The 25,715-nt window shown below is 33.0% G+C and carries 22 protein-coding genes; 15 read left to right on the top strand and 7 right to left on the bottom strand.

Annotated elements, in window-relative coordinates; genetic code table 11:
• The first annotated feature begins 96 nt into the window (after nucleotides 1-96).
• From ACZM4J_RS04600 to ACZM4J_RS04590, 3 genes are all read left to right on the top strand, one after another.
• Nucleotides 97-303 (top strand): hypothetical protein, encoded by a 207-nt coding sequence (locus ACZM4J_RS04600; protein ID WP_412336294.1) that lies wholly within the window; start codon nucleotides 97-99, stop codon nucleotides 301-303.
• Nucleotides 304-413: 110 nt separating this feature from the next.
• Nucleotides 414-1,898 carry an AAA family ATPase gene (locus ACZM4J_RS04595; protein WP_022165187.1) on the top strand — a complete coding sequence of 495 codons (1,485 nt, stop codon included), beginning with the start codon at nucleotides 414-416 and terminating at the stop codon, nucleotides 1,896-1,898.
• Nucleotides 1,899-1,961: 63 nt separating this feature from the next.
• On the top strand, nucleotides 1,962-2,402 hold the full coding sequence (locus ACZM4J_RS04590) for a hypothetical protein (protein ID WP_302689615.1): 441 nt from the start codon (nucleotides 1,962-1,964) through the stop codon (nucleotides 2,400-2,402).
• 172 nt (nucleotides 2,403-2,574) lie between these two features.
• On the opposite strand, the gene ACZM4J_RS04585 is transcribed toward ACZM4J_RS04590, so the two are convergent.
• Complete coding sequence (locus tag ACZM4J_RS04585) at nucleotides 2,575-3,345, bottom strand: sulfite exporter TauE/SafE family protein (protein WP_022165189.1); 771 nt, start codon at nucleotides 3,343-3,345, stop codon at nucleotides 2,575-2,577.
• Nucleotides 3,346-3,635: 290 nt separating this feature from the next.
• Between ACZM4J_RS04585 and ACZM4J_RS04580 the strand changes: the two genes are divergently transcribed.
• Nucleotides 3,636-4,211, top strand: a complete 576-nt coding sequence (locus ACZM4J_RS04580) for an HD domain-containing protein (protein WP_412336295.1) — start codon at nucleotides 3,636-3,638, stop codon at nucleotides 4,209-4,211.
• A gap of 49 nt (nucleotides 4,212-4,260) precedes the next feature.
• The gene (locus ACZM4J_RS04575) at nucleotides 4,261-4,386 is read left to right on the top strand and encodes a GNAT family N-acetyltransferase (protein ID WP_412336296.1); all 126 of its coding nucleotides are present in this window, start codon (nucleotides 4,261-4,263) and stop codon (nucleotides 4,384-4,386) included.
• A 136-nt stretch (nucleotides 4,387-4,522) separates the two neighbouring features.
• Here ACZM4J_RS04575 and ACZM4J_RS04570 read toward each other — a convergent pair whose 3' ends face one another.
• Entirely contained in the window at nucleotides 4,523-5,353 is an 831-nt protein-coding gene (locus ACZM4J_RS04570) for a histidinol-phosphatase HisJ family protein (RefSeq protein WP_022165191.1), read from the bottom strand.
• A gap of 236 nt (nucleotides 5,354-5,589) precedes the next feature.
• Here ACZM4J_RS04570 and ACZM4J_RS04565 point away from each other — a divergent pair, with 236 nt between their 5' ends.
• On the top strand, nucleotides 5,590-6,918 hold the full coding sequence (locus tag ACZM4J_RS04565; protein WP_489485675.1) for a M18 family aminopeptidase: 1,329 nt from the start codon (nucleotides 5,590-5,592) through the stop codon (nucleotides 6,916-6,918).
• Between the two features lie 287 nt (nucleotides 6,919-7,205).
• On the opposite strand, the gene ACZM4J_RS04560 is transcribed toward ACZM4J_RS04565, so the two are convergent.
• The 3 genes from ACZM4J_RS04560 to ACZM4J_RS04550 all read right to left on the bottom strand — a co-directional run bounded on the left by ACZM4J_RS04560 (nucleotide 7,206) and on the right by ACZM4J_RS04550 (nucleotide 10,080).
• Complete coding sequence (locus ACZM4J_RS04560; protein ID WP_118000434.1) at nucleotides 7,206-7,886, bottom strand: YoaK family protein; 681 nt, start codon at nucleotides 7,884-7,886, stop codon at nucleotides 7,206-7,208.
• 105 nt (nucleotides 7,887-7,991) lie between these two features.
• Nucleotides 7,992-9,332 (bottom strand): threonine/serine exporter family protein, encoded by a 1,341-nt coding sequence (locus ACZM4J_RS04555; RefSeq protein ID WP_428245208.1) that lies wholly within the window; start codon nucleotides 9,330-9,332, stop codon nucleotides 7,992-7,994.
• Nucleotides 9,319-10,080: a DUF4866 domain-containing protein gene (locus ACZM4J_RS04550; RefSeq protein ID WP_022165312.1), complete on the bottom strand. Its 762-nt coding sequence runs from the start codon at nucleotides 10,078-10,080 to the stop codon at nucleotides 9,319-9,321. Before ACZM4J_RS04550 ends, ACZM4J_RS04555 begins: the two co-directional genes overlap by 14 nt.
• Before the next feature lie 119 nt (nucleotides 10,081-10,199).
• On the opposite strand from ACZM4J_RS04550, the gene ACZM4J_RS04545 reads away from it, so the two are divergent.
• The 7 genes from ACZM4J_RS04545 (at nucleotide 10,200) to ACZM4J_RS04515 (ending at nucleotide 19,726) form a co-directional block, all read left to right on the top strand.
• On the top strand, nucleotides 10,200-11,087 hold the full coding sequence (locus tag ACZM4J_RS04545; protein ID WP_022165313.1) for a LysR family transcriptional regulator: 888 nt from the start codon (nucleotides 10,200-10,202) through the stop codon (nucleotides 11,085-11,087).
• Nucleotides 11,088-11,265: 178 nt separating this feature from the next.
• Complete coding sequence (locus tag ACZM4J_RS04540; RefSeq protein WP_022165314.1) at nucleotides 11,266-12,597, top strand: sodium-dependent transporter; 1,332 nt, start codon at nucleotides 11,266-11,268, stop codon at nucleotides 12,595-12,597.
• Between the two features lie 145 nt (nucleotides 12,598-12,742).
• The gene (locus ACZM4J_RS04535; RefSeq protein ID WP_022165315.1) at nucleotides 12,743-13,216 is read left to right on the top strand and encodes a GNAT family N-acetyltransferase; all 474 of its coding nucleotides are present in this window, start codon (nucleotides 12,743-12,745) and stop codon (nucleotides 13,214-13,216) included.
• Between the two features lie 56 nt (nucleotides 13,217-13,272).
• The gene (locus tag ACZM4J_RS04530; protein ID WP_022165316.1) at nucleotides 13,273-14,004 is read left to right on the top strand and encodes a LytR/AlgR family response regulator transcription factor; all 732 of its coding nucleotides are present in this window, start codon (nucleotides 13,273-13,275) and stop codon (nucleotides 14,002-14,004) included.
• A 5-nt stretch (nucleotides 14,005-14,009) separates the two neighbouring features.
• The gene (locus ACZM4J_RS04525; protein ID WP_489485673.1) at nucleotides 14,010-15,329 is read left to right on the top strand and encodes a sensor histidine kinase; all 1,320 of its coding nucleotides are present in this window, start codon (nucleotides 14,010-14,012) and stop codon (nucleotides 15,327-15,329) included.
• Nucleotides 15,330-15,564: 235 nt separating this feature from the next.
• A complete protein-coding gene (locus ACZM4J_RS04520; RefSeq protein WP_489485672.1) occupies nucleotides 15,565-18,189 on the top strand; it encodes a lectin-like protein in 2,625 nt (874 codons plus the stop codon).
• Nucleotides 18,149-19,726, top strand: a complete 1,578-nt coding sequence (locus tag ACZM4J_RS04515) for a hypothetical protein (protein WP_489485670.1) — start codon at nucleotides 18,149-18,151, stop codon at nucleotides 19,724-19,726. Before ACZM4J_RS04520 ends, ACZM4J_RS04515 begins: the two co-directional genes overlap by 41 nt.
• A gap of 134 nt (nucleotides 19,727-19,860) precedes the next feature.
• On the opposite strand, the gene ACZM4J_RS04510 is transcribed toward ACZM4J_RS04515, so the two are convergent.
• Entirely contained in the window at nucleotides 19,861-20,970 is a 1,110-nt protein-coding gene (locus ACZM4J_RS04510; protein WP_022165319.1) for a hypothetical protein, read from the bottom strand.
• Nucleotide 20,971: 1 nt separating this feature from the next.
• Entirely contained in the window at nucleotides 20,972-21,454 is a 483-nt protein-coding gene (locus ACZM4J_RS04505) for an RNA polymerase sigma factor (RefSeq protein WP_022165320.1), read from the bottom strand.
• A gap of 330 nt (nucleotides 21,455-21,784) precedes the next feature.
• Between ACZM4J_RS04505 and ACZM4J_RS04500 the strand changes: the two genes are divergently transcribed.
• Both ACZM4J_RS04500 and ACZM4J_RS04495 read left to right on the top strand, forming a co-directional pair.
• Nucleotides 21,785-24,148: an alpha-galactosidase gene (locus tag ACZM4J_RS04500; RefSeq protein ID WP_022165321.1), complete on the top strand. Its 2,364-nt coding sequence runs from the start codon at nucleotides 21,785-21,787 to the stop codon at nucleotides 24,146-24,148.
• Nucleotides 24,149-24,352: 204 nt separating this feature from the next.
• On the top strand, nucleotides 24,353-25,648 hold the full coding sequence (locus tag ACZM4J_RS04495; protein WP_022165322.1) for an ABC transporter substrate-binding protein: 1,296 nt from the start codon (nucleotides 24,353-24,355) through the stop codon (nucleotides 25,646-25,648).
• Nucleotides 25,649-25,715 lie beyond the last annotated feature (67 nt).

The raw sequence follows: 25,715 nt of genomic DNA, 5'->3' as shown, positions 1-25,715 counted from the left end.
TATACATAAAATGCCATTTAAGCAAAAGGCAAGAGGACAAGGACGTCTACAAAAAGATGTTATTGTCCTCTTTTTTTGTGTAATGGGAAGATTCGTTTGAATTTCCAGTACATAAAAAATGTAACACCAAATAAGTGGTATGAATATTACACCACAAAATGGACAGTTGCAGATAAATCAGTTGTACAAATTGTAAATGATATGGGAGATTTAGTTGATATACAGGCTGTAGGAGTTGGACAAACAGATGTGTATATCAACATAGGCGGAAAAGTAGCTAAATGCCATGTGGTAGTTAAATAAACTTTTTTAACTTTATGTTTTATAACATTGTTGCACTTCTAATATTATGTTAAAATATCAAAGGATAAAAAACATAAATATTAATTTGTATTTACATAAAGGAGAAAAGTATGCCAGTATTTGATTTTAACAGTACACCAGATGAAAATAAAAAAGGTGAAGTTACATACACAACGTTTGCTTCAAGTGAGAGCATAGCTTCAAAGGAACATCCAATAATGTTTTTGGATAATAAGAATCGTCAGTGGAAGCATCATTCCAGTGGTGTGTTCACAAATCCTATTAAAAAAACTTCTTTTGAATTTAATGAAGAGGACGGAACAGTTAGTGCTGATATTTTGAAAATAGATTCAAGATTTGTAAGCCTACTTAAATGGCTTGGTGAAAATCATATAAATGTAAGATTGTCAGGTGAAAATCAGGAAGAAGGTTATGCGGTATATAAAATTCGCGAAACTGCATTTGGCGGTGGAACAAAGCTTTCTGCTGAGGACGGCTTCCTTCAGTTTATGATTGAAAGACTATTAGCAAGCAATCCACCTGCAGAAGAAGTGGAAGATGAAGATCAGGAGGAAGAGGGAGACAGCATGAAGCTGACAAGTCTTCAGAGCATTACTGATTTTATGAATTGTGCAGGAAAGACTTTACCTGATAATATCCGTTTATGGGCGAGAAGAAATTTGGCAGTAGCCCGTTCTAATGAAGTTTCACAGGAAGAAAGACATCACGCTCAAAGAGCACTTTCCATTATGATGAACGTTCAGTGGAAAAATAATTATTTCGAATCAATTGATCCTGATGAAGCAAGAAGAATTCTTGATGAAGAACTTTACGGAATGGAAAAAGTTAAGCAGAGAATTATCGAGACAATTATTCAGATTAACAGAACACATACACTTCCGGCGTATGGACTACTTTTAGTAGGACCTGCAGGAACAGGTAAATCTCAGATAGCTTACGCAGTAGCACGTATTTTGAAATTACCTTGGACAACTTTAGATATGAGTTCAATTAATGATCCGGAGCAATTAACAGGAAGTTCACGTATATACACAAATGCAAAACCTGGTATTATTATGGATGCTTTTTCAGTAGCAGGGGAGTCAAATCTGGTATTTATTATTAACGAATTAGACAAAGCTACATCAGGCAACGGAAAAGGAAATCCGGCTGATGTGTTATTAACACTTCTTGACAATCTTGGTTTTACAGACAACTATATGGAATGTATGATTCCAACAGTGGGCGTTTATCCAATTGCGACAGCTAATGACAAGTCACAGATTAGTGCACCACTTATGTCAAGATTTGCAGTAATTGAATTGCCTGATTACACAGCAGAAGAAAAGAAAATTATTTTCTCAAAATTTGCATTACCAAAAACATTAAAGAGAATTGGTCTTAAAGAAGATGAATGTATTATGACGCCAGAGGCTATTGATGCTGTTGTAGACATTTATAAAAATACAAGTGGTATTAGAGATTTAGAGCAGGCAGCAGAGCATATTACAGCAAATACACTTTATCAGATTGAAGTAAATCATGTTAAGTCAGTAACATTTGATGCAAAAATGGTAAGAGAATTACTAGCATAGAAACGTAAAAAGGAATGAAACAGTAAAATGTTCATTCCTTTTTTGAAAGGAGTGAAAAAGTTAATGGATAATAAGTTGAAAGATGACATTTTTTATTTTTGTACATTAATAGAATATATTTCAAGAAAAACAAAGAATCATAGGAAAGATGTAATTAATTATTTTGAGGAAGATGATATAAAAAGACAGTTACGTTTGGCAGAAGTAAACCATTGCCTAACATTGGAGCAGGTTTCGGATGAAATTATCGAAGAATATGGTATAGCTAATGGAGATTATGATACAGTTAAGGAATGTAAATATAATGTTCCTACGGAAACTTCTATTGGAAGAGTATATCAAATGTTAATTGTGTCTGTGAGTTCAAATGTAGAAATTGAAAAAACTATTAAAGAGGTATTCTCATCTTTTATTAGTGATGAAATTTCGAATTTTAATTCTAACGTATATTATAGTAATCCGGATTATTTAAGATGTTCGTATTTGGATGGCAGAATTTTTTAAAAAGAATAACTTTCTAATAGGTTTGTCAATTGATGGTCCAAAGGAAATACATGACAACGGAACGTCTCTATAAGCTAGGAAGAACAATAATAAATCCTAATGCAAGACAGTTTTTATAAAAATATCCTATCAATATAGACTGCAAAAGTTTATGTTGATAGGATAAAATTTTCTATATTGAAAATGCCATAACTACAATGCCAAGTATAACAAGAATAACACCTGTGGCTCGATTTAGAGTCTTTGGTGTTGCCTTGTTAGCAAATACAGCGGCGATTCTTGCCCACAACAATGTGAACACAATACAAAGAATCCATACTGTAAAATCAGGCATACCGCCAATGGTAAAATGAGAAACGGCTCCCGTAAAGGCAGTAAAACTCATAATAAATACACTTGTTCCAACGGCTGTTTTTAATTCATAACCAAGTACAGAAGTTAGAATAAGAAGCATCATCATGCCACCTCCTGCACCAATGAAACCACAAATAAATCCAATAATGATACCACAAATCAAAGACTGGATGGCACGTTTTTTTGCAGGTACATTGGCCATGGCTTCTTTTGTAGTCATAACAGGTTTTACAATGAATTTAATACCAAGTAAAAATGTCATAAATACTGAAAAATTTCCCATTGTAGTCGAAGGCACTAAGCTTGAAATGTAGCTACCAACAACAGTGAAAACAAGAACACTTGCCATCATAATAAGTCCGTTTTTTATATCTAAGTTTTTATTTTTTCCATAAGTATAGGCTGAAACAGCACTTGCCAAAACGTCTGATGATAAGGCAATTCCAACAGCCATATACGGGTCTATTCCAAGAAATGTAATTAATATAGGACTAATAACTGCAGCAGCACTCATGCCTGCAAATCCTGTTCCAAGACCGGCGCCCATGCCGGCAAAAAAAGTAACTATAATTGTAATTAGTATATCCATTTTTTCTTCACTTTCTTAATGTTATTGTATTTTATTTATCTGATTATCCCACAAATTTATTTTGTTTGTAAAATTTAAGTTTAATACCTTTTCTATTTTAACATTTATATTTATATATGGAAGATTTAATTTATAATATACAGTATAAAAAAGTAAAATATTTCTGTGCAATGTAATTGTTTTAAAGTTAAAGTGTTAGAAAACAAAACATTAAAATATTTAAAACAAAGATAATTTAGAAAGGAGCTTTTTTGTAAATAGAATAAACTAAATTTACAAAATGATATAACATGAAAATGAATAAATTTATAGAAAGCGAAAAGATAAATAACAATAACATAAATAATGAAAACATAAGTAGCGAAAATAATAAAAAAGAAATAGTTAAAAAATTATATATTCAAATGATTAAGTTATACAAAGGAGACGCTAAGCGTATACAGCATTTCACCAAGGTAAATGCCTACGGGAAGTTAATTGCAGAATTAGAACAAGTTAGCCCTGAAACTTTTTTTATAATTGATGTGGCAACATTAACTCATGACATTGGCATACATACATGTGAAGAAAAGTACGGAAACTGCAATGGAAAATTTCAGGAGCAGGAAGGACCGGCATTAGCAAAAGAACTGCTTGGAAAAATAGGCATTGATGAAGAGGTTTCTAAAAGGGTGCAATATTTAATAGGTCATCACCACACATACAATAACATTGACGGTATAGATTACCAGATATTAGTTGAGGCAGATTTCTTAGTTAATTTGTATGAAGATGGAGCATCTAAAGAAGCAGTGGAAACCGCCTATAATAAAATATTTAAAACAGAAGCAGGAAAGAAAATTTGCAGAGAAATGTTTGAAATATAAAAACAAAGTGAAAAAATGCGACTAAAAAACTTACAGGGAGATGAAAACAATGAATCCAGAAATTAACATAAGAGTAGCAACATTAGAAGATGCTGAAAAGATACTTGAAATATACGGATATTACATTGAAAATACAGCAATAACTTACGAGTACGAGATTCCAACACTTGAATAATTTAAGAGTAGAATGATTCGCATAAAGGAGATTTTACCATATCTTGTAGCAGAGAAGGATGGAGAAATATATTGGAGAACCTGCTGATAATATGAAGCCGATTGTTAAATTTAAGGATTTAGAAATAAATTTATAATTATAACTCATAGAAAATTGGCTTCATTTTTTCAAAAGTACAAAATCTTGTAAAGCCAATTTCTTTTAGAATACCTTTCGCTTCATCAATATAAGCACCTAAATGTTCAGGCTTGTGGCTGTCACTGCCAATAGTAATAATTTCGCCCCCTAATTCTTTGTATAATTTCAAAATATCAATAGAAGGGGTTGTGTTTTTTAAACCATATCTATGATATGAAGTGTTGAATTCTATTCCTTTGCCGTCTGCTATAACAATTTTAAGAATCTCCGTAATAATAGGTTTAACTTTTTCGAAAGGATAAACACCCTGCTCATCATATCGTACAATAAGGTCAGGATGCCCTAAGACACTATAGTTTTTGTAGGATTTTACAACGTTAAGAAGTTCCTCATAATAACGTTCATTATATTCCTGCTGAGTTCTTCCTTCCTGAAATTCTCCCGTCCAAAATTCTTTATCCTCAATCTGATGAATGGAAAGAATAATAAAATCAAAAGGATATTTTTTAAACAAAGCTTCATATTGTGGAATAGTGTGAGTTTGAATTCCGAATTCCAAGCCGAGCTTAATGGAAATATCTTTTGAATATTTTTTCTGCAATTCACTAATTTGCTTTACATATAATGGATAATTTACGTTGACAATAGCACTACCGTCTCTATAAATAATAGGTTTTCCGCTATTCCAATCATCTCTAACACCATAATCTACATGGTCCGTAAAGCAAATTTCATTTATGCCTTTTTGGATAGCATCTTTTACAACCGTTTCCATAGGGTAAACTGAATCGTCACTGTATTCACAATGTACATGATAATCTGCAAACATAAAATTTTCTGATGTATTTTCTACATCGTCCTCCTCTCGTATGTTTTTTGCTTGTTTAAAAAAATATTAAAGTATTAATCATTTTGATATGCTTAAATAAATACTATAATGTTAATATAAGAATATTATACAATCGTTTATAAAACTTTCAATATAATATATAATATTATAACAATAATAGTTAAAAAATGTGGGCAGAAAAATATATAATGCAAAAATTTACGGAGGAAACAAAAATGGATAACGAATATTTTGATATAGCAAAGAACCTTATGAAGTTTATAGAAAAAAGCCCAAGTGCTTTTCACGTGGTAGATAATTTTTCAAAAATTCTGGATGATGCAGGCTTTATTAAGCTGAATGAGAAAGACAAGTGGAAACTTTTTTCAGGAAATAAATACTACGTTACAAGAAATGGCTCATCAATTATAGCTTTTTGTATGCCGGAAGAATTGGATTTTACTAATTTCCAAATCGCTGCAGCTCACAGCGACGCACCGGCTTTTAAAATAAAAGAAAATCCTGAAATAATAAAGGACAATAATTATATGTCCCTTAACGTTGAAAAATACGGTGGTATGCTTATGGCACCATGGTTTGACAGACCACTTTCTGTAGCTGGTCGTGTAATTGTAAAAGAGGGGGCAGCATTAAAACCAATTCTTGTTAATGTGGACAGAGATTTGTGTACCATACCCAACCTTGCAATTCACATGAACAGGGAGGCAAACACCGGAGTAAAATATAATCCACAAAAAGATATGCTACCACTTATTGGTGAAGGCGGAAACAAAGATGTATTTAACAGTATTATTGCCGAGACAATAAATACAGATGAACAGACAATTATAAGTAGTGATTTGTTTTTGTATAACAGAGAAAAAGGAACAGTTTGGGGAGCAAATAATGAATTTATTTCTGCACCAAGACTTGATGACGTTATGTGTGCTTATAGCTGTATGGGTGCATTAATAAACAGAAGTGATGTAAATGAAGAAAGCGTGGCAGTGTGTGCGATTTTTGATAATGAGGAAGTAGGTAGCACTACTAAACAGGGTGCCGATTCAACATTTTTATCTGATGTTCTTACAAGAATTGCTTTGTGCGTTGGAAAGGATGAGGAAGATTTAATGAGAGCCTATGCCCAGTCATTTATGTTGTCAGCAGACAATGCCCATGGAATTCATCCTAACTATATGGAAAAAGCAGATCCAACAAACAGACCTTATATGAATCAGGGAATTGTTATAAAATACAATGCTAATCAGAAATATACAACTGATGGAATTTCGGCAGCAGTGTTTAAGGAAATATGTGAAAAGGCTGACGTGCCAACTCAAACTTATGTAAATCGTTCAGACATAGCAGGCGGTTCAACTCTTGGAAATATTTCAAACAGCCACGTTTCAATTAACACTGTTGATATTGGGCTTGCTCAGTTGGCAATGCACTCACCATATGAAACAGCAGGAATAAAGGATACATGGTATATGTTAAAGGCTGTAAAAGAGTTTTACGAAACACCTATTATAGCAGGAAGAGACGGAGTGTTTACACTGGAATAAATAGATTTGGTCGGAAAAAGTGTAGAGATTTGCTTTAAGGTGCCCCGAAAAAGTGTAGAGCCTTACCCAAAAGTGCCCCGAAAAAATGTAGAGTATTACCCAAAAGTGCCCCGAAAAAATGTGAGAAACTGCCTTGTATACCCCCGAAAAAGTGGCAGGAGAAAGTTTCGTATTTAAAAACTCGTAAACCACAGTGGTATAAATAAGCAAAGTGAAAAAAGATAAATAAAAAATCCAACACTGATTAATTAAAAGTGTTGGATTTTCTTATGGAATTAAGTATATATTTACATTCTAGGAGAAGTTTCTTCTTTAATAAACATAAACAGAAAACTTACAAAAAGTAAGATGGAAGAAAACCAGATTGTATAAAATTTAAATGTAGAAATTAATCCACTACCAAGTCCTGCACCAAATGCAAACATAACAATTATTGCAAAGTAGCAAAGTGACTTAAATAGAATATGTTTGTCACGGGTTCTGCCAAAGACGCAAAGAGATTCCATACCGCTTCTGATATTGCCAATGCACATTGTACTTGCGAAGGCATAGCCATTTACTTTTCTGAATGTTTGAACCTGCATTGCACAGGAAAAAGATACTACAGCGTTAGCAAGCATATTGAGATTTTCAGGTATGAACCCAACAAATAGCAGTAGAAAAATTTCTATTATAAGAACTAATTGGCGCCAATGTATTTGCTGAACTCGTTGGAACTTGGTTCTAATAATTTCTGCTGCAACAATCCCAATTGCAAAAGAAACAAGTGGAATCATATAATGAATTACCAGGTGCCAATTCCTTTCCATAATATTTTGACTTAAAAGAACAATGTTACCTGTTTGGGCATTTGCAAAAACTTTGCCTCTAAATAAATATGTGTAGGCATCCTGTAAACCGCCTGATATTGAAAGGAACGCGGCAGTTAGGATAGATTCAGACATTTGCCCATGTGTTTTGTAATTCATTTATATTTCCTCCACAAGTTTCATAGAATATAGTAAAGCACATAGCTTTGTGAATAAAACATTGACTGAAAAAGGGAAAAGCCAATCTATGTTTTAAACACACCGTTACGTGCAGTAACGGAAAGTTTTATCAGTTAATATTCTGGCAAAAATTAATCCTAATGGAAGAGCCATAATAATCATAATAGCTAATGAGAACCATGAGACAGCTTCCGTAAGTGACATAATGCCAAAATTGTAAATTGCTCTGTATAAATAAAGTCCCGGAACCATAATTACAATGGAAGGAACGGTAAGGGATATTCGTGGATATCCATTATTGCTTTTTATAAAAGAAGCAAGAAGCCCGGCTGTTAGGGCACCAATAAAAGCTGCCACAGAGTAAGGCATGTGTGTAAAATCTATAAGTTCTAAACGGAGTGTGTTTGCAACTGCACCAATACAGGCGGCTGTTGTAGCCATTGGTATAGAACTGTTAAACATAATTGAGAAACCAAATACACCACAAAAACTTGTTATTATTCTTAATACTAATAGTAAAATTTTACTCATGTGTATTGTTGTGAAATCCTGTGGCTGTAGCTTTAACAGAAGTGCCATAATCCAGGCAAACATTGTTGCTACTAATATAATTATTATTGAATATGTTAATCGTTCAAGACCTGAACGTAAATCTAGCTTAGCAAGGTCAATACCGCTTGTTATAAATGGAAAGCCGGGAATTATAAATAACATGGAGCATATATATCCGGCTTCATGTACATGGGCAATACCAAGCACAGACTCAGCAACATTAAAACAAATGGCATAAACCAAACATGCGATTGAAATCGATGCTGCTATATTTAAAAATAATGTAAAATGATGTTTTATAAGCTTTGTACGGACAATATTTCCAACACCAGCTGCAATAAACGCAAAAAGCATTTCAATTGGCCCGCCTCCAAGAAGAAATGTAAAACCACAACAGGCAAGAGCTGCAGCAAGACCTAATTTAACAGGAGAATACAATGTATGAATTTTCTCTATTTCATCAAGTCGTTTGTGAATTTCTTCACCGGTTAAATGGGCGTCTTCCTTTGGAAAGTTCTCAACAAATTGTTCCATTCTGTAAAGCTTTGAAGTATTAACCCCTGTGTTAGATATACTAAGAGACTGTGAAACACAGTCTTTTCCATCAAAACAGTTAAATTCAATGGACATAAGTCCAACATCAACTGTACATGTAACATGAAGTTCCTTTGAAAGTCTGTTCATTGAAGTTCTTACACGCCATGCACCTGTGCCACAGGAAAGCATAATTAAACCAACTCTGCCAATAACAGATGCTTTTTCAATCAAACCTGACTCTTTAATTAATGTATTACTGTCATCACCGGTATAATCATGCCATGGAATTTCCATATGGTTTTTTTCCATAATATCAATGTAATTATTTGTTGGCATATATAATCGCCTCTGCTTTCGCTACATGTTTTTCTAAATGTTTTAAAAAGATGGAATTTGGAAGAAATATTCCAATTTCATCATATCTTTTATTATTTTCTACAAGTGAGTCCTGACCATAAAAAACAAATGCCATAGGGAGATTCTTTTCAAGTTCAATCATTAAGTCCCAAACTGCTGAATAGGCTTCGGCTTCAGTTTTGTTAGCCGTTACAGTGTCAGGCAATTCTCTAATAACTAATATACCTGTATTTTTTTCAAGAATCTGCTGCTTCATTTCCATATTGTCTGAAGTGTATTTATGATTATATCTATATGCTTTTGCAAGATATATTTTTTTATTGTTATTTAACTTTTTATATATTTCATGAAAATGATTGTAGTCTTTTTCGTGAACTTTTGATTTATACTTTGGAAGTAATAATCCATTATCGTCGGTCATAATTACAGGATTTTCTATTCCGTCAGCATTAAATCTATATGGAATCAGATATGAATTTCTAAGTAAGTCAAATATAGTATTTTCACAAATAGCCATCAAAAAGGCTGATAAATCTCTATTGTGATATGCATTGAATAACGCCTGTGAGAATTCTAATGGAGATAAATAGCTATTGATTTCATCATCGCAAAAAAGATAATTGCAAAATGTTTCCTGAAGTTTTTCGCATGCCCAGGGATCATCAAGAATTTTCTGAAATAACACTTCTGTTTTTTCTTCTCTTGGAAAAATTGTTCCTTCTCTCATACAACTCACACCCTTTCTTGAAAATTTCATTCGGCTAGATTATACTATGATTATAGAAATAAGTAAAAATCATAATTGATATGATAACAATAAGTAATTGATATACCAAGGAGAATGCCATGAATGTAAATTTAGATTATTATAAAATTTTTTATTATGTTGCTAAATATGAGAATTTTACAAGAGCAGCTCAGGCATTAGGTAACAGTCAGCCTAATGTTACAAGAGCAATGAATTGTTTGGAACAACAGATTAACAGCACTTTATTTGTTAGAACGAACAGAGGTGTGCAGCTTACACAGGAAGGAAAGCGTTTATATGAACATGTGTCAATTGCTATGGCACAACTTTTAGAGGCAGAGGAAGAACTGGCTGACAATGAAGGAATTTTTCAGGGAAGTATTTCTATTGGAGCAAGCGAAACTGCCTTAAATATATTTTTATTAGATATTCTAAAATCCTTTCACAAAATGTATCCAAAAGTAAGACTAAAAATATATAACCATTCAACGCCACAGGCAATTGAGGCTGTGAAAAGTGGCAAGATAGATTTTGCAGTTGTATCAACACCTGTAAAGGTTAAGTCGCCTTTAGAAAAAACAATATTATGTTCATTTAAGGAAATATTAATAGGTGGAACTGATTTTGAGCATATAAAAGATGACAATATTTCTTTAAAAAATCTTAAAGACTATCCATTAATTAGTTTGGGGCAGGAAACTACTACATACGATTTTTATAATAAGATATTTTTAAAACATGGTATTGAACTTAATCCTGACACGGAGGTGGCAACTACAGACCAGATTATTCCTTTGGTAAAGTCAGATTTAGGAATGGCATTTGTTCCTGAACCTATGGCAAGAGAAAGTATTGAGAAAAACGAAATTGTTGAGATTTCTTTAAAAGAAAAAATTCCTAATAGAGAAATATGTATTGTGCATGATTGCCAGCATCCACTTAATTCTGCAGCGCGAAAATTAAAAAATGAAATATGTTCCTGTTAGAGTTTCTCTTCTATTGAAAAGATATACTCTAATAGTTGCATTTAATTAAGAAGATATGCCTATTATTAAATAGATATATTCACATTTTATTATTCCTGATTAAATAGATATATATTCTATAATATGGTATGATAGACCTTATAGTGCGAAAAGCACAAAAAGGAAGGATATATTAATTATGGAAAAAAAGAGGGATGCTTTTAAAAGCGGAACCGGCTTTGTCATTGCTTGCATAGGCTCAGCCGTAGGTATGGGAAATATTTGGAGGTTCCCATACATGGTATCAGACTGGGGAGGCATGACATTTTTGCTACCTTATGTTTTGTTTGTTATTCTAATTGCTTCAACAGGACTTATTGAAGAAATGGCGTTAGGTAGAGCCGCAAAGGGTGGTCCGATTAAAGCATTTGGAAAATGTACGGAAATTAGAACCGGTAATAAGAAAACAGGTGAGGCCATTGGTGTGCTTCCTGTACTTGGTTCACTGGCTTTAGCCATTGGGTACACAGTTGTTGTTGGGTGGATTTTTAAATACGCCTTTTTAGCACTTTCAGGTCAGTTGTCAGCTATGGGTGGTGATATGAATAAGATAGGGGCAACATTTGGAAGTACAGCAACAAAGTTTGGTAATAATAGTTGGCTTGTAGTTGCCATGATAGTAACAGCAGTAATTATGGCATTTGGTATTGCAGCAGGAATCGAGCGAGCCAACAAAATAATGATGCCACTTTTATTTGTATTATTTTTAGGTTTGGGAATTTATATTTTCACATTACCGGGAGCAACGGAAGGGTACAAATATATTTTCACAATTAATCCTAAAGGACTTTTAGATCCAAGATTGTGGATTTATGCATTTGGTCAGGCATTTTTCTCGCTTTCAATTGCAGGTAATGGAACGGTAATATATGGTTCTTATCTGGATAATTCAGAAAACGTAGTAAGCTCAGCAAGAAATGTAGCAATCTTTGATACAATAGCAGCATTGTTAGCAGCATTTGTTATTATTCCGGGTATGGCAGTTGACGGAGCAGAGTTGTCATCAGGTGGACCGGGACTTATGTTTATTTATCTGGTAAATGTATTTAACGGAATGCCGGGGGGAAAAATCGTTGGCATTATTTTCTACATATGTGTGTTGTTTGCAGGTATGAGTTCATTAATCAACTTATATGAAGCACCTGTTGCAACATTAGAAGAAAGATTCGGACTTAAAAGAGTAACTTCAGTTGGAATAATTGCTGTTATCGGTTGTGCAGTGGCACTTGTTATTCAGGGAATTGTTTCAGGTTGGATGGATGCAGTGTCAATTTACATCTGTCCATTGGGAGCCATGCTTGCAGCAATAATGTTTTTCTGGGTTGCAGGAAAAGATTTTGCTACAACAGCTGTAAATACAGGAAAAGAAAAGCCAATTGGCAAATGCTTTATACCACTTGGAAAATATGTTTTAGTTCCATTAGCTTTTATAGCATTAGTTGCAGGTGCAATTTTAGGTGGAATCGGTTAATAAAAATATAATTAAAAGCGCAGAGAAACCATGGTGGTCATCATGTTTTTCTGTGCTTTTTTTATTTCATTTGCTATAATAATTACGGATATATTTAATAAAAAATATAAGAAGAAATGTTATATGACAGCAAAGGAGAATATAAATGAACATTAGATTAGCAGAAGAAAAAGATATAGATTCAGTAATTAAATTACTAACACAGGTTTTAAATATACATGCAAAAATCAGACCGGACATTTTTATTGGTGGAACAACAAAATATACAAAAGAGGAATTAATGGAAATTTTTAATGATGCTAACAGACCTGTGTATGTGGCAGTAGATGAGAATGACAGCGTTATGGGCTATGCTTTTTGCATAAAGAAGAAACAGCCATTTTCAACTAATATGGTGCCATTTGATTCTTTATTTATTGATGATTTGTGTGTGGACCAAAACATTAGAGGAAAACATGTAGGGCAGAAACTTTTTGAACATGTTAAGGAAGAAGCAAAGAAAATGGGCTGTTATGAAGTCACACTTAATGTTTGGGAAGGCAACGATACAGCCCGCAGATTTTATGAAAAAATGGGTATGGTTCCAAAAGAAACACAGATGGAATTTATTTTAAAATAGAGAATTAATTATGATTTGAAAGTAGTGGTAAAAAAACTGAGATAAGGGAGAGAATTATGAAAATAGCAATAGTGGATGATAGTATAAAGGATAGAGAATATCTGCAAAAAGAAATACAGGAAATTTTTTTTAGAAGAACGAAAAATCATATAGAAATTACTACTTTTAAAAGTGGTGAAGAACTTCTTGAATATTTTTATGATAATAAGGAAGGTAATGCTTTATTATTTGATATTGTTTTTCTTGATATATACATGGAGGATATAACTGGTGTTGATACAGCAAGAGCAATTAGAAAAATAGATGAAGATGTTAAGCTTATATTCATAACCACAAGTAATGAGTTTGCCAGTGAAAGTTATGAGGTAAAGGCAGAAGATTATTTAATAAAGCCTTTTAATAAGGAACGTTTGGAAAAAACTTTAGAGAGACTTGTGATAAAGAAGAAAAAGGAAGACAAGATATTAAAGTTTTCAGAAAACAAAGTGGTTCATGTAGATTCTATTGTCTATACAACATTTTCAGGGCATTATGTTACCATATATTTAAAAGACGAAACATCAATTCAAGTTCGTTGTACTCAGAAAAATTTCGAAAAGCAAATAGAACATTTTCCGCAGCTCATATCTTCATTTAAGGGAATCACCGTTAATTTGGCACAGGTGGATAATATTGAAAGTGACAGATTTAAAATGAAGAATGGCTCATTTGTCCCAATCAGTCGTAGGAAGTATGCTGAAATCAAGAAAGCATACACAAGATTTTTAATTGAAGCTTTAAAGGAGTAGGGCGTATGACATCATTTAGAATTTTTGAAATTATATTATATTCATGTCTTAATTTGCTACCTTATTTGGGGCTTGCCTTATATCCTTTTGCAGACAAATTAAGATTTTCAAAAGTAAAAGTCGGTTTATTTATTTTTCTTTTATTATTTTTCCAAACATCACTTGGAATATATGCAACAACCTGTTCACAGGGACAAAAGGGAATGTTGTCCCTTATTAGTACCCTTTGTTATGGCATATTTTATTTTTTCGTTGTAAAAGAGACCCCGGGAAAGTTAATTTTTGTATTACTAATAGTTTCTAATTTTGCTAATTTTATTGTGATTTGTGCAAAGTGGATGGAAGCACAGATTTTTCCTAAAATGGTATTTGACAATAATAGCTGGTCTTTTTCTTTGTGTACTTTTGTGGCGCAGATTATATTTATTCCAATGCTATTTATATATTTTAGGAAGCACATAAAAGAAATTGCAACCATAGAAACAGGAAGAAAAGTTTGGAGAATTTTGTGGTTAATCCCGGCTACTTTTTATTTGTTTTGGTATCATGGACTTTATTTTAATTCTCAGTCAACAATTGCATTGGCAATGAATCCCGCCAATGTGGTTTTTACATTGTTTGTAAATATAGGGGCAATGCTTGTATACAGTGTAATTGTAAATGCCATAATAGAGTTTCGTAACAATCTGGAATTGCGTGATGAAAACAGACAGTTGGAAGTTCAGAATTTGTGTTATGAAAATCTTAAAACACAAATGGAGTCTACCAGACGGGCAAGGCACGATATGCGTCATCACATGAATGTGATTCGCACCATGGCTGAAAATAATCAGTGTCAGGAGATAAGGCAATATCTTGAAAAATATTTGGAAGCAACATCCTGGAACGAAAAATTTGTATATTGTGGCCATTTTTCTTTAAATGCACTGTTAGTATATTATGTGCAAAAAGCGAAGAATTATGGAATTGATGTTAATATAGATGTGATAATTCCAAAGGAATTGAGTATAAGTGACGCAGATCTTACAGTGTTATTTGGCAATCTGTTGGAAAATGCAATTGACGGTTGCAAAACCATAACAATAGAGAACAAGTTCATTAATTTAAAAATCAAAAGACCAAATGAAGGAGCGTTGGTTTTCTCAATAAAAAATACTTTTAACGGCAATGTAAAATTAGAAAACGGCAAATTCCTTAGCACAAAAGAACAGGGTAGTGGTATAGGAACAGAGTCTGTTAAGTACGTTGTAAACAAATACAACGGAGCTATAGAATTTAAGTCAGATGAAGAGACCTTTAGCGTATCAGGAGTACTGTTTATTTAAAATATTATAACCACTTGATGCCAGGAGCAGACCGTTTGAAGCCAAAATATAGAACGAAAAGAATATTTATATGATAATGATTACATAAATGTTGTGATGCAACTTATGTAATCATTTTTTTTTGTAACACAGTGTCCAAAGCACGAAGCAATCCGTGTTACAAGAAGTGTAGACTTTAGGAATGTCCCATTTGTGCTTACACAAGAATGGGAGAATTATCAAAAAGGAGGACAATATGAGAAAAATATGGAAACAGCTAATAAGTATTTCAATGTCTTTAATAATGGCATTAGGAAGCAATGTGGTAATGACTCAGACGGCTTATGCTGATGAGGAAACAGGAACTGAAACAAAACAGGAAATTGTTTATGGGGATGAGGTGGCGTATGATCCAAACACAGGTCATAGTTATGAATTTGTTAATAGTAGTGTGAATTATAGCACTGCAAAGAAAGAGGCAAAAAATAAGGGTGGTTATTTAATTTGTATATCATCCAAAGAGGAAAATAATATCGTTGTACACTATCTGGAAAAATTAAATCAAGGGGATACCAGAATGTGGATTGGTTTAGAGAGAAATCAAAACGATATATCAAAATTTAAATGGATTGATGGTAGTGAACTTACTTATACTAATTGGGAAAAAGGCGAACCAAGCACATTAAGCGAAACAAGGGTAGAAGTCTATTTTGAAGGAACATGGAATGACTGCTATGGGAATTTAGATCGTCCATATATAATTGAATATGATAAGTGTTCTCATCCGGAAGAAAAAGAAATTGTGGAAAATAGAACAATAACAGATTGTTCAATAGGTGGTTTTACAGGAAAAGTTACATGTGGTGTTTGTGGTGAAATTTTAGATGAAGGAATCATGGTAGAACCGGGAAATCACGCAGAGGCTGTTATAGATAAGAAAACATTTATTGAGGCAACCTGCAAGAGCAAAGGCTTTAGTGGTAATAAAATCTGTCCTTTATGTAAAAAAGTTTTAGAAGAAGGAAAAGAGACAGATATAGTAGATCACAAAAAAGAGGACGAACCTGAAAATTATACTGAAAATACATGTTATGTAGATGGATATACAGGAGACTACAACTGCAAATGGTGTGGTGAAAAGGTACAGGAAGGCAATATTATAGCAAAAAAATCTCATGAATATAAGGATGATGTATGTGTAAATTGTGGACGTGTTAATAATGCAGTTTATGGAAAAGAATATAGCATGAAAACAACAGCACAAAATCCGTTCCAGGTATTTCAATTTAAAGTTGATGAAGATGGATACTATGCAATAACCTGTAGTAATAAAACAGATTGGGATAGCTATGGATATCTTTTTGAAGAAGAAAGCTTTAATGATGATATTATTGCTAACGGAATAAAGGAACTTAAAAATAACAATCGTGTAAGATTAGAAGGGTGCATAAAGAAAAATGATGATGGTGGTCAGGGAAGTGCACCTAAGATTATAGGAAAGCTTAAAAAAAATCATACATATTATTTTGTTGTAGGACCGTGTAGTGATGAATATGAATATGGAGAGTATACAATATCTTGGGAATGTGCACATTCAAGAAAGAAATTTGTGAATAGAACTATCAAATCCTGTGAAGAAGGTGGATACACAGGAGATTTACAGTGTAAAGATTGTGGAAAAACTATTAGTGAAGGACAACAGATTGAACCCCAATCAGACCATAGTTATTCAAGATATTATACAATTGGTAAAACTTGTACAAATTATGAAAAAAGAGTGTCTGAATGTGAATATTGTGGTTATGTACATAAGGAAATTAATGAAAAAGAAGGTTTAGGCGAACATGTATTTGTGAAGGTAAATCATAAGGAACCAACATGTACTGAAGAAGGTTATTCTTATGACTTGAAGTGTAGTGAATGTGGCGAAATTAATAATGATGGGAATCAGAAAGCCGGACAAACAATTCCCAGCATTCATAGTAATCTGTCAGGAAGCAATATTATAAAGTATTATAACGAATCAAACGCAACATGTTTTAAAGCAGGTTACACAGGAGACACAATATGCCTGATATGTAATAAGGTTCTTGAGAAAGGTAGTGAATCACCACAGCTAGAACACAATTATGTGGATGATAAATGTACAAACTGTGGTTTAACAAAGAATCAAATTCAGGAGCTTAAGGATAATTGCTTTGAGATTAATTCTTTCGAAGATTTATTAATGTATTTACAGATGGGAAGTTTAGGAATAAATGGAAAATTAAATGCTGATATTAAGTTCCCGGATAATTACAAAGATGATGATAATATTTTACAGGGGGCATCTTTATTAAATTCAAAGCTAGATGGAAATAACCACACAATATCAAACGTAAACATAGAAGGAATACCATGCCGTTTATATGATAGTATTGGTAATAGTACATTAAAAAATTTAAAAATTGAAGTTCAGGGTGAATGTGAACAGAGTATTTATTACCTTACAGAATATGCGTATTATTCTACAATAGAGAATTGTACATTTGAGGGAAATGTGAAAGCTTCCAGAAGTGATGTGGCAGCGATACAAACAATCGATACATGTACCATTTCAAAATGTATTAATAATGTTGATTGTGTAAATTTCGGTGATGCATATGTGGCAGGTTTAGCTATTAAGGCAAACAATAGTAATATTACAGACTGTGAAAATAATGGTGATTTTTCAGCGAATGATTCTAATATTGCAGGTTTAGTACACACGGCGTCAAATTGCCATATAGAGAATTGTATTAATACAGGTAATATAACAGATGCATATGAGGCTGCAGGAATTGTAGCATCAATAAATAATAGTGAAATTAAAAACTGCACAAATAAGGGGGGATATTACTAATGCAGAGGGGGCAGTAGGCATTTGTGCATATGCATATAACACTAAAGTAGAAGAGTGTAGTAACTATGGCAATATTATTGATAATGAGTATGTAGCATCAGGAATAGTAGGTTGTATTCTTCAGGCACAGATTATAAATTGCACAAACTATGGAAAAATAAAAGCAGATGACTGTGCAGCTGGAATTTTTTATGCTAATAGCAGAGATGATGAGGGATATTATGATCAGAAAGAAATAATTCAAGGATGTACTAACAATGGCGAAATTACTTCTATAGATGTAGCAGCCGGAATTGTAAGTAGTATATATAATTGTAATATTGATAATTGCACTAATAACGGAGATGTACAAGCTGGAAGTATTGGGGGAGGAATTCTAGCAAGTACAGCCAACTCATCAATAAGTAATTGTATCAACAATGGAAGTGTTGATGGATATGAATATGTGGGTGGAATTTGTGGTTCCAGTGACGATGGTGTAACATTTGAAAAAGTATACAATTCAGGAAAAGTTACTGAAGAAGCTTTTAAGTCAAAAGGAATAACAAATGGAACAGGTAATGAAGTTATTAAGGATTCAGAAGAAAATCATGAACACAAATATTCAGAAGTAGTAGAAATGACACCTGCAACATTAACAGAAAACGGTGTAATCAAAGAGAAATGTTCTTGTGGTTATATTAACAAGAGAACAATTAGCCATCCAAATGAACTTATTATTTCAAATGACAAATTTGAAGCAACAGGCGAAAAGATTGCACCTACAGTTACAGTAGTAGATGTTGAAAATAATCCTATTGACCAGAAATACTACACAGTAACATATCGCGACAAAGCCACAGGTAAAACAGTGGATCAAGTAAAAGCGGTTGGTACATACGAAGTTGTAATTACTTTCAGCGATTTATATGAAGGTGAAATGACAAAAGAATTTACAGTAGTTGAAAAGACAACTGAACCTGCAACTTCAGATGTGACAACAGGAAACAATGAAACATCAACACCTGACTCAACAACAGGTGACCAGGAAGTATCAACACCTGACTTAACAACAGGTGACCAGGAAGTATCAACACCTGACTCAACAACCAGTGACCAGGAAGTATCAACACCTGACTCAACAACAGGTGACCAGGAAACATCAACAAGCGAAACAACAGCAGGAGATGTTGAAACAACAACACCAAAGACAACTACAGGAGACAAAGTAACTACAACCGGCAACAAACCGACAACAAAAGTTAAAAAACCGGGCAAGGTTAAAAAAGTATCTGTAAAGAAACTTAGCCGTAAAAAGATTAGCGTTAAGTGGAAGAAAATAAAAGGTGTTAAAGGCTATCAGGTTAGATATGCTACAAACAAAAAAATGAAGAAAGCAAAAATTAAAACAATTGCCAAAAACAAAGCTTCATTTACACTAAAAAAATTAAAAGGCAAAAAATACTTCATTCAGGTAAGAGCTTACAAGATTGGGAAATCAAATAAGAAAGTTAAAGGAAAGTGGAGTAGTGTTAAAAAAGTTAAAATGAAGAAGTAATATCATTTTAGAACATGGTTAGATAGTAACTTCAAACAATTAACCATAAATTGTAAAAAGACAGCTACGGCACATGGTATGCAGAAATTATAAAATTTCTTATGCATATCACAACCTAGCTGTTTTTTTCAATATTATTTTAGATTAATAATATTTCCCCCAGGTAATTCAATAGACTCAATATTTTCAAATCCCCCAATATAACCTGTGTATCCTATAAATGTAGAATCTTTAGGATTATATGAATCTGATGTATAGGAAATCAGATTAGAATATTTCTTCCCATTTTTTAGATGCAAATAAATAGGAATATCTTTACAATTTGTAGAAAGACTACCCATAAGAAGATCATCACAAGCTTTTGATAAAGCTTTAATACTTTTTGTTCTGCTATCATAGCTGTAATTAATAACGTATGAAAGTGGTGTAATGGTTATGTCTTTGATAGTAAAACTAGCATTTTTATAATTTTTGCCAAGATTAATTTCTTTATTGACAGTTTTCTTAATCCCTGCTGTTCCGTATTTTAGATTCCATTTAAGTACCCATTTACCTCTAATTAAAGGAGTGTCTTCTGCAATAGTGTTGCTACTAACATCAAATCCCTGGAATTCGATTATCATCTGTTTAATATCATAATGATGTTCGTTGCTTACTGTTATACCGTAGGTACCCTCGTCTTCATTTACAATGTGCCAGTCACTACCACCTGTGGCAAAGGATAGCCCATGTTTTTTGCCATTGTTGTCTATTGCATAAATTTCATAAAGTGGATCTATGTTTGGAATGCCCTTGTTATATTTAGCATATTTAGCAGGGCATTTTAACTGGTCTTTGTATTTCCCATAATCAACTTTGAAATATACATATATCTGATTTAGGTCTGCAACAGTTTCAAGCAATTTAATGGAAATACCTTTGTTTTTATCTGCAACAGTATTAGCTTTTCCTGTTGAATAAAGTGTGTCGAAACCATTTTCAATAAGATATTTTTCAGCAGCTGATTTTGTTTCGGTTTGAACAACGCTGTCTTTTACATGGGAATCCATGTGAAGTGCGTAGCTAATGGCGGAAACTGTACCTGTTGATAATGCAATGCAGGCAAGTGCCACAGCAGCAGCTTTTGAAAAACTCCAGTTTTTCTTTGTTTTGTGATTTCCTTCTACAGAATTAAGAATTTGTTCGTCCATGTAGGTAGAAGTTTTTAAGTTGTTATAAACTTTTTTGTAATCTTTAATGTTCATACTAATCCTCCTCTAAATCCATTCGCAACAGCTCACGTCCCTTTTTTAACCTCATCTTAATTGCAGATTCCTTTACATTAAGTATTTCTGAAATTTCCCTGCAGGTATATCCTTCATAATAGTGTAGGTACATTGGACCCTTGCATTTTTCCGGTAGGTTCAGAACCATTTCCAGCAACTCATTCCCCTTGTTATGGTTTGAATGTGAAACGTTGCCGGTTTCAAAAATCTCATTATCAAATAAATCTCTTTTCTTATTCCAAAAAGATTTAAGATGATTCTTCGATAGGTTAATGGAAATCCTAATAAGCCATCGCTTTTCGTGTTCGTCTGTTTCGAAAGTTTTCTTATTACAGTACAATTTGGTAAATACTTCCTGTAGAATGTCCTGAGCATCACTTTGATTTTTAACGTATGTAAAGACAATTCTAAAAAGGGTATCTTTGTATCTGTAATATTTCTCTTCAAATTCTTGAGTACTCATTAATTTTTATCTCCCTTCACCTTATATACAATTGTAATACGAAAATGGTCAATTGGGCTAAAAGGATTTTATATAAAAGTTAAAATAATCCAAATTCACCTTAAGATATTAAATTAACAAAATAAAAGTCAAATGATACAATTTCATTAACAAATAAAATCGGGTTAATTTGAGATTGTGGTATTTTGATACCAAACTAAATTTATGTAAAAGTAGTAAGGAGATAAGTATGTATATTGCAGATGAGAAAAGATATGAAAGAATGAAATAATCTTAGGACACTATGTAATAAACGAACACATATAATTTAGGAAAGTGCAGGGAAAAGATATGATTAAAAAATTAGAAAACGGATTTATTTTAAATACTAAAAACACTACATATGCCTTTAGAGTTTTGAAAACAGGGCATCTTGAACATTTATACTATGGAAAGAAAATCGCAATTGAAAACATGGAACCTTTAATTGAACAGCATAACTTTATGCCTGGTAATACAGTTGCATATAATCAGGAAACAATGGAGTATTCTTTGGAAAACATGAGACTTGAAATGTCTTCTTATGGAAAAGGTGATGTAAGGGAACCTTTTGTGGAAGTTGTTAAGTCAGACGGTAGCTTCACCAATGATTTCACTTATGCCGATTCAGAAATATCATGGGGAAAGCAGCCATTTGAAACATTGCCCGGTTCTTATGACGAAGATGGTAATGTGGACCATTTGACAGTTACTTTAAAGGATAATGACTTGGTAATGGAATTACATTATTATGTTTATGAAAACTGCGATGTTATTACAAGAAGCACAGTTTTAATAAATAAAGGTAAGGAAAAAGTAAATATAAAAAGATTAATGAGCATGCAGCTTGATATGTTTGGCATGAATTATGTAATGACAACATTTAACGGCTCATGGGCAAATGAAATGAACAGACATGATACAAAAGTAGCTGCTGGCAGATTTGCTAATTATTCATATGCCGGAACTTCATCTAACAGAGCAAATCCATTTGTTATGATTTCAAGGGAAGAGACTACAGAAGATTTTGGCGAGTGTATTGGAACTAATTTAATTTATAGTGGAAACCATTATGAAGCAATGGATGTATGTTCTTTTAATAAAACAAGATTCGTTTCAGGAATTAATCCACAATCAATGAGTTATGGACTTTTACCGGGAGAGAAATTCGAAGCACCTGAAAGTGTTTTAACATATTCTAAAAAAGGTTATAACGGCATGAGTCAGAATATGCATAAATTTGTAAGAGAGCATATTGTAAGAGGTAAGTGGAAATACAAAGAACGCCCTGTTTTATTAAATAGTTGGGAGGCAAACTATTTTGACATTACAGAGGAGAAACTTATTAATCTTGCAAAAGCAGGAAAAGATATTGGCATAGAATTGTTTGTAATGGATGACGGTTGGTTCGGAAAACGTAATGATGATACAAGTTCTCTTGGAGACTGGTATGTAAATAAGGACAAGCTTCCTAATGGACTTGCTCACTTAGTTGATGAAATTAATAAAATAGGTTTAGACTTTGGTATTTGGATTGAACCTGAAATGATTAATAAAAACAGTGAACTTTACAAAAAACATCCTAACTGGGTATTGGAAAATCCTAATGCACAACATTCAGAAGGCAGAAATCAATGTATGCTTGATTTAACAAATAGTGAAGTTGTGGACTATATGATTAAGGAAATTAGCAATATTTTAAGTAGTGCAAATATTTCTTATGTTAAGTGGGACATGAACAGAATATTCTCTGATTATTATTCAGCAGGTTTGTCTTATGAAAGTCAGGGTGAAGTGCCACACAGATACGTTTTAGGTTTTTACAAAATGGCAAAAGCGCTTACAGAGAAGTTCCCTGAAATTTTATTTGAAGGCTGTTGCGGTGGCGGAAACAGATTCGACCTTGGAATGTTATGCTATTTTCCACAGATTTGGGCAAGCGATGACACTGACGCAGTGTGCCGTGTAAATATTCAAAACGGATACAGCTACGGTTATCCAATGAGTACAGTAGGAGCACATGTTTCAGCATGTCCAAATCACCAGACTTTAAGAACAACTCCAATTGATACAAGATATAATGTTGCCTGTTTTGGAGTATTAGGTTATGAATGTGACTTGACAAAAATGTCAAAGGAAGACCTATTCTTAATTAAGAAGCAAATAGAAGAATATAAGAAGTGGAGAAAAGTCTTACAGTTTGGAGAATTCTACAGAGGAAAGAGTCCTTACGAGAACTCACAGGACAGTGATTCTAACAATGTATATCAGTGGACTTGTGTAAGTGCAGATAAGAAAAAGGCTGTTGGCATGTTGTTTAGAAAAATTATTAAACCAAATGATCAGTTCTTAAATTTCAGACCAAAAGCTTTGGCTGAAAATAAGGAATATCATTTCTATAACCGCCCGGTGTACCATAACAAAAAAGATATGGGACATTTTGTCTACGAAAATAATGAAATTAAAAGTAATGAGAATTTATCAAAAGATGAAGTTTCATTTGTAGCAGAAAATTTTGTAAAAGGTGAAACTGAAGATTACATTGCATACGGAAGTCTTTTAAATGAAGCAGGTGTTAATCTGAAAGAAGGATTTGCAGGTATAGGAATAAACGGAGATACAAGGATTATGAAAGATTTTGACTCCAGACTTTATTATATGGAAGAAATGGAATAGGGCTTTTGAACCGTTTCAAATAAAAATAGTACAAATTAACTGAAAATAGTCCAAAAAAATTTAAAAATGCACAAAGAAAATGTTAAAAGATTTTAAAAATTGTATAAATTACACTGAACTATGTCCTAACTGTGAAAATGTTACTATGGTACTATTGAATTACAAAGAAACCCGAATAAAAAAATTGTAAGGAGGAAATTTTTTATGAAACTAAAAAAAGTTGTAGCATTTGCAATGGCAGCAGTTATGACATTGGGAATGGTAGGATGTGGTAGCAGCTCAGGAAGTAAGAGCAACTCATCAAAGGATAGCAAAACTATTACAGTTTGGGCTTGGGATGAGAATTTTAACATTAAGGCAGCAAAGGAAGCAGCAGAAATTTACAAAGGAATTGATAAGGATGTAAAAATTAAAGTTGTTACAATGGCACAGGATGACATTGTTGCAAAGTTAAATACAAGTCTTTCATCAAAATCTTATGACGGTCTTCCAGATGTAGTTCTTATTGAAGATTACAGAATTCAGGGATACTTACAGTCATATCAGGATGAGTTTTATGATTTATCATCAGTTGTTAATAATGACGATTTCGCAAATTATAAAACAGGTGTAAACACACTTAATGGAAAAGTATATGGCGTTCCATTTGACAGTGGTGTTGCAGGATTATTCTATAGAACAGATATTTTAAAACAGGCAGGATATTCAGAAAAAGATTTACAGAACATCACTTGGGAAAAATACATTGAAATTGGTAAGAAAGTAAAAGAAAAGACAGGCAAGTACATGTGTACACTTGATCCTAGTGACATAGGTCAGATTCGTATGATGTTACAGAGTGCAGGTGCCTGGTATACAGACAAGGACGGAAAAGTAACAATTTCAAACAATCAGGCATTAAAAGATGCAATTAAGATTTACAAAGATTTAGTAGACGCAGGCATTACAAAGCAGACTTCAGACTGGAATCAGTTTGTAGGTGCATTTAACAATGGTGACGTAGCTTCAGTTATTACAGGTTGCTGGATTGCTCCTTCAATCAAGGCAGCAGAAGACCAGAGTGGAAAATGGGCTGTAGCAGCATTTCCTAAGATGGGTTCAAACTCATCATCAGTTAATGCTTCATCAATTGGTGGTGCAGGTTGGTATGTATTAAAGAATACAGGTAACAGCAAGTTAGCAGCTGATTTCTTAGCAAAAACATTTGGTAGCAACACAGATCTTATGAACTCACTTGCAAAAGATATTAGCTTAGTAAGTACATTAAATGCATCATCAGATTGTGCAGCATACAAAGAAGAAGATAAATACTTCGGTGGCCAGAAGATTTTCGGTGACCTTGGATCATGGACAGAAAAGGTTCCAACAGTAAATTATGGAGTTCATACTTATGCAATTGAAGATATGATGACAGAAGCTGTTTCAGCAATCGTTGGAGGAGCTGACATGGATTCAACATTAAAATCATATCAGAGCAAAGTAGAATCAGCAGTACAGTAAATTTTACGGTACTTAAGATAAACTAATTTAAAAATCTAAAAAACAAGACTCAGAAGTGGCCCGATAT

It is taken from the genome of Eubacterium sp. (assembly GCF_057858645.1).
Note: the sequence above shows the minus strand (reverse complement) of the source record. Positions and strands in the feature narration are given on the sequence as shown.

Bases quoted from the DNA above. Each gene is read 5' to 3' on its own strand.
- ACZM4J_RS04595 (WP_022165187.1), top strand. From the start codon at position 414: ATGCCAGTATTTGATTTTAACAGTACACCAGATGAAAATAAAAAAGGT.
- ACZM4J_RS04590 (WP_302689615.1), top strand. From the start codon at position 1,962: ATGGATAATAAGTTGAAAGATGACATTTTTTATTTTTGTACATTAATA.
- ACZM4J_RS04585 (WP_022165189.1), bottom strand. From the start codon at position 3,345: ATGGATATACTAATTACAATTATAGTTACTTTTTTTGCCGGCATGGGC.
- ACZM4J_RS04580 (WP_412336295.1), top strand. From the start codon at position 3,636: ATGAAAATGAATAAATTTATAGAAAGCGAAAAGATAAATAACAATAAC.
- ACZM4J_RS04575 (WP_412336296.1), top strand. From the start codon at position 4,261: ATGAATCCAGAAATTAACATAAGAGTAGCAACATTAGAAGATGCTGAA.
- ACZM4J_RS04570 (WP_022165191.1), bottom strand. From the start codon at position 5,353: ATGTTTGCAGATTATCATGTACATTGTGAATACAGTGACGATTCAGTT.
- ACZM4J_RS04565 (WP_489485675.1), top strand. From the start codon at position 5,590: ATGGATAACGAATATTTTGATATAGCAAAGAACCTTATGAAGTTTATA.
- ACZM4J_RS04560 (WP_118000434.1), bottom strand. From the start codon at position 7,886: ATGAATTACAAAACACATGGGCAAATGTCTGAATCTATCCTAACTGCC.
- ACZM4J_RS04555 (WP_428245208.1), bottom strand. From the start codon at position 9,332: ATGCCAACAAATAATTACATTGATATTATGGAAAAAAACCATATGGAA.
- ACZM4J_RS04550 (WP_022165312.1), bottom strand. From the start codon at position 10,080: ATGAGAGAAGGAACAATTTTTCCAAGAGAAGAAAAAACAGAAGTGTTA.
- ACZM4J_RS04545 (WP_022165313.1), top strand. From the start codon at position 10,200: ATGAATGTAAATTTAGATTATTATAAAATTTTTTATTATGTTGCTAAA.
- ACZM4J_RS04540 (WP_022165314.1), top strand. From the start codon at position 11,266: ATGGAAAAAAAGAGGGATGCTTTTAAAAGCGGAACCGGCTTTGTCATT.
- ACZM4J_RS04535 (WP_022165315.1), top strand. From the start codon at position 12,743: ATGAACATTAGATTAGCAGAAGAAAAAGATATAGATTCAGTAATTAAA.
- ACZM4J_RS04530 (WP_022165316.1), top strand. From the start codon at position 13,273: ATGAAAATAGCAATAGTGGATGATAGTATAAAGGATAGAGAATATCTG.
- ACZM4J_RS04525 (WP_489485673.1), top strand. From the start codon at position 14,010: ATGACATCATTTAGAATTTTTGAAATTATATTATATTCATGTCTTAAT.
- ACZM4J_RS04520 (WP_489485672.1), top strand. From the start codon at position 15,565: ATGAGAAAAATATGGAAACAGCTAATAAGTATTTCAATGTCTTTAATA.
- ACZM4J_RS04510 (WP_022165319.1), bottom strand. From the start codon at position 20,970: ATGAACATTAAAGATTACAAAAAAGTTTATAACAACTTAAAAACTTCT.
- ACZM4J_RS04505 (WP_022165320.1), bottom strand. From the start codon at position 21,454: ATGAGTACTCAAGAATTTGAAGAGAAATATTACAGATACAAAGATACC.
- ACZM4J_RS04500 (WP_022165321.1), top strand. From the start codon at position 21,785: ATGATTAAAAAATTAGAAAACGGATTTATTTTAAATACTAAAAACACT.
- ACZM4J_RS04495 (WP_022165322.1), top strand. From the start codon at position 24,353: ATGAAACTAAAAAAAGTTGTAGCATTTGCAATGGCAGCAGTTATGACA.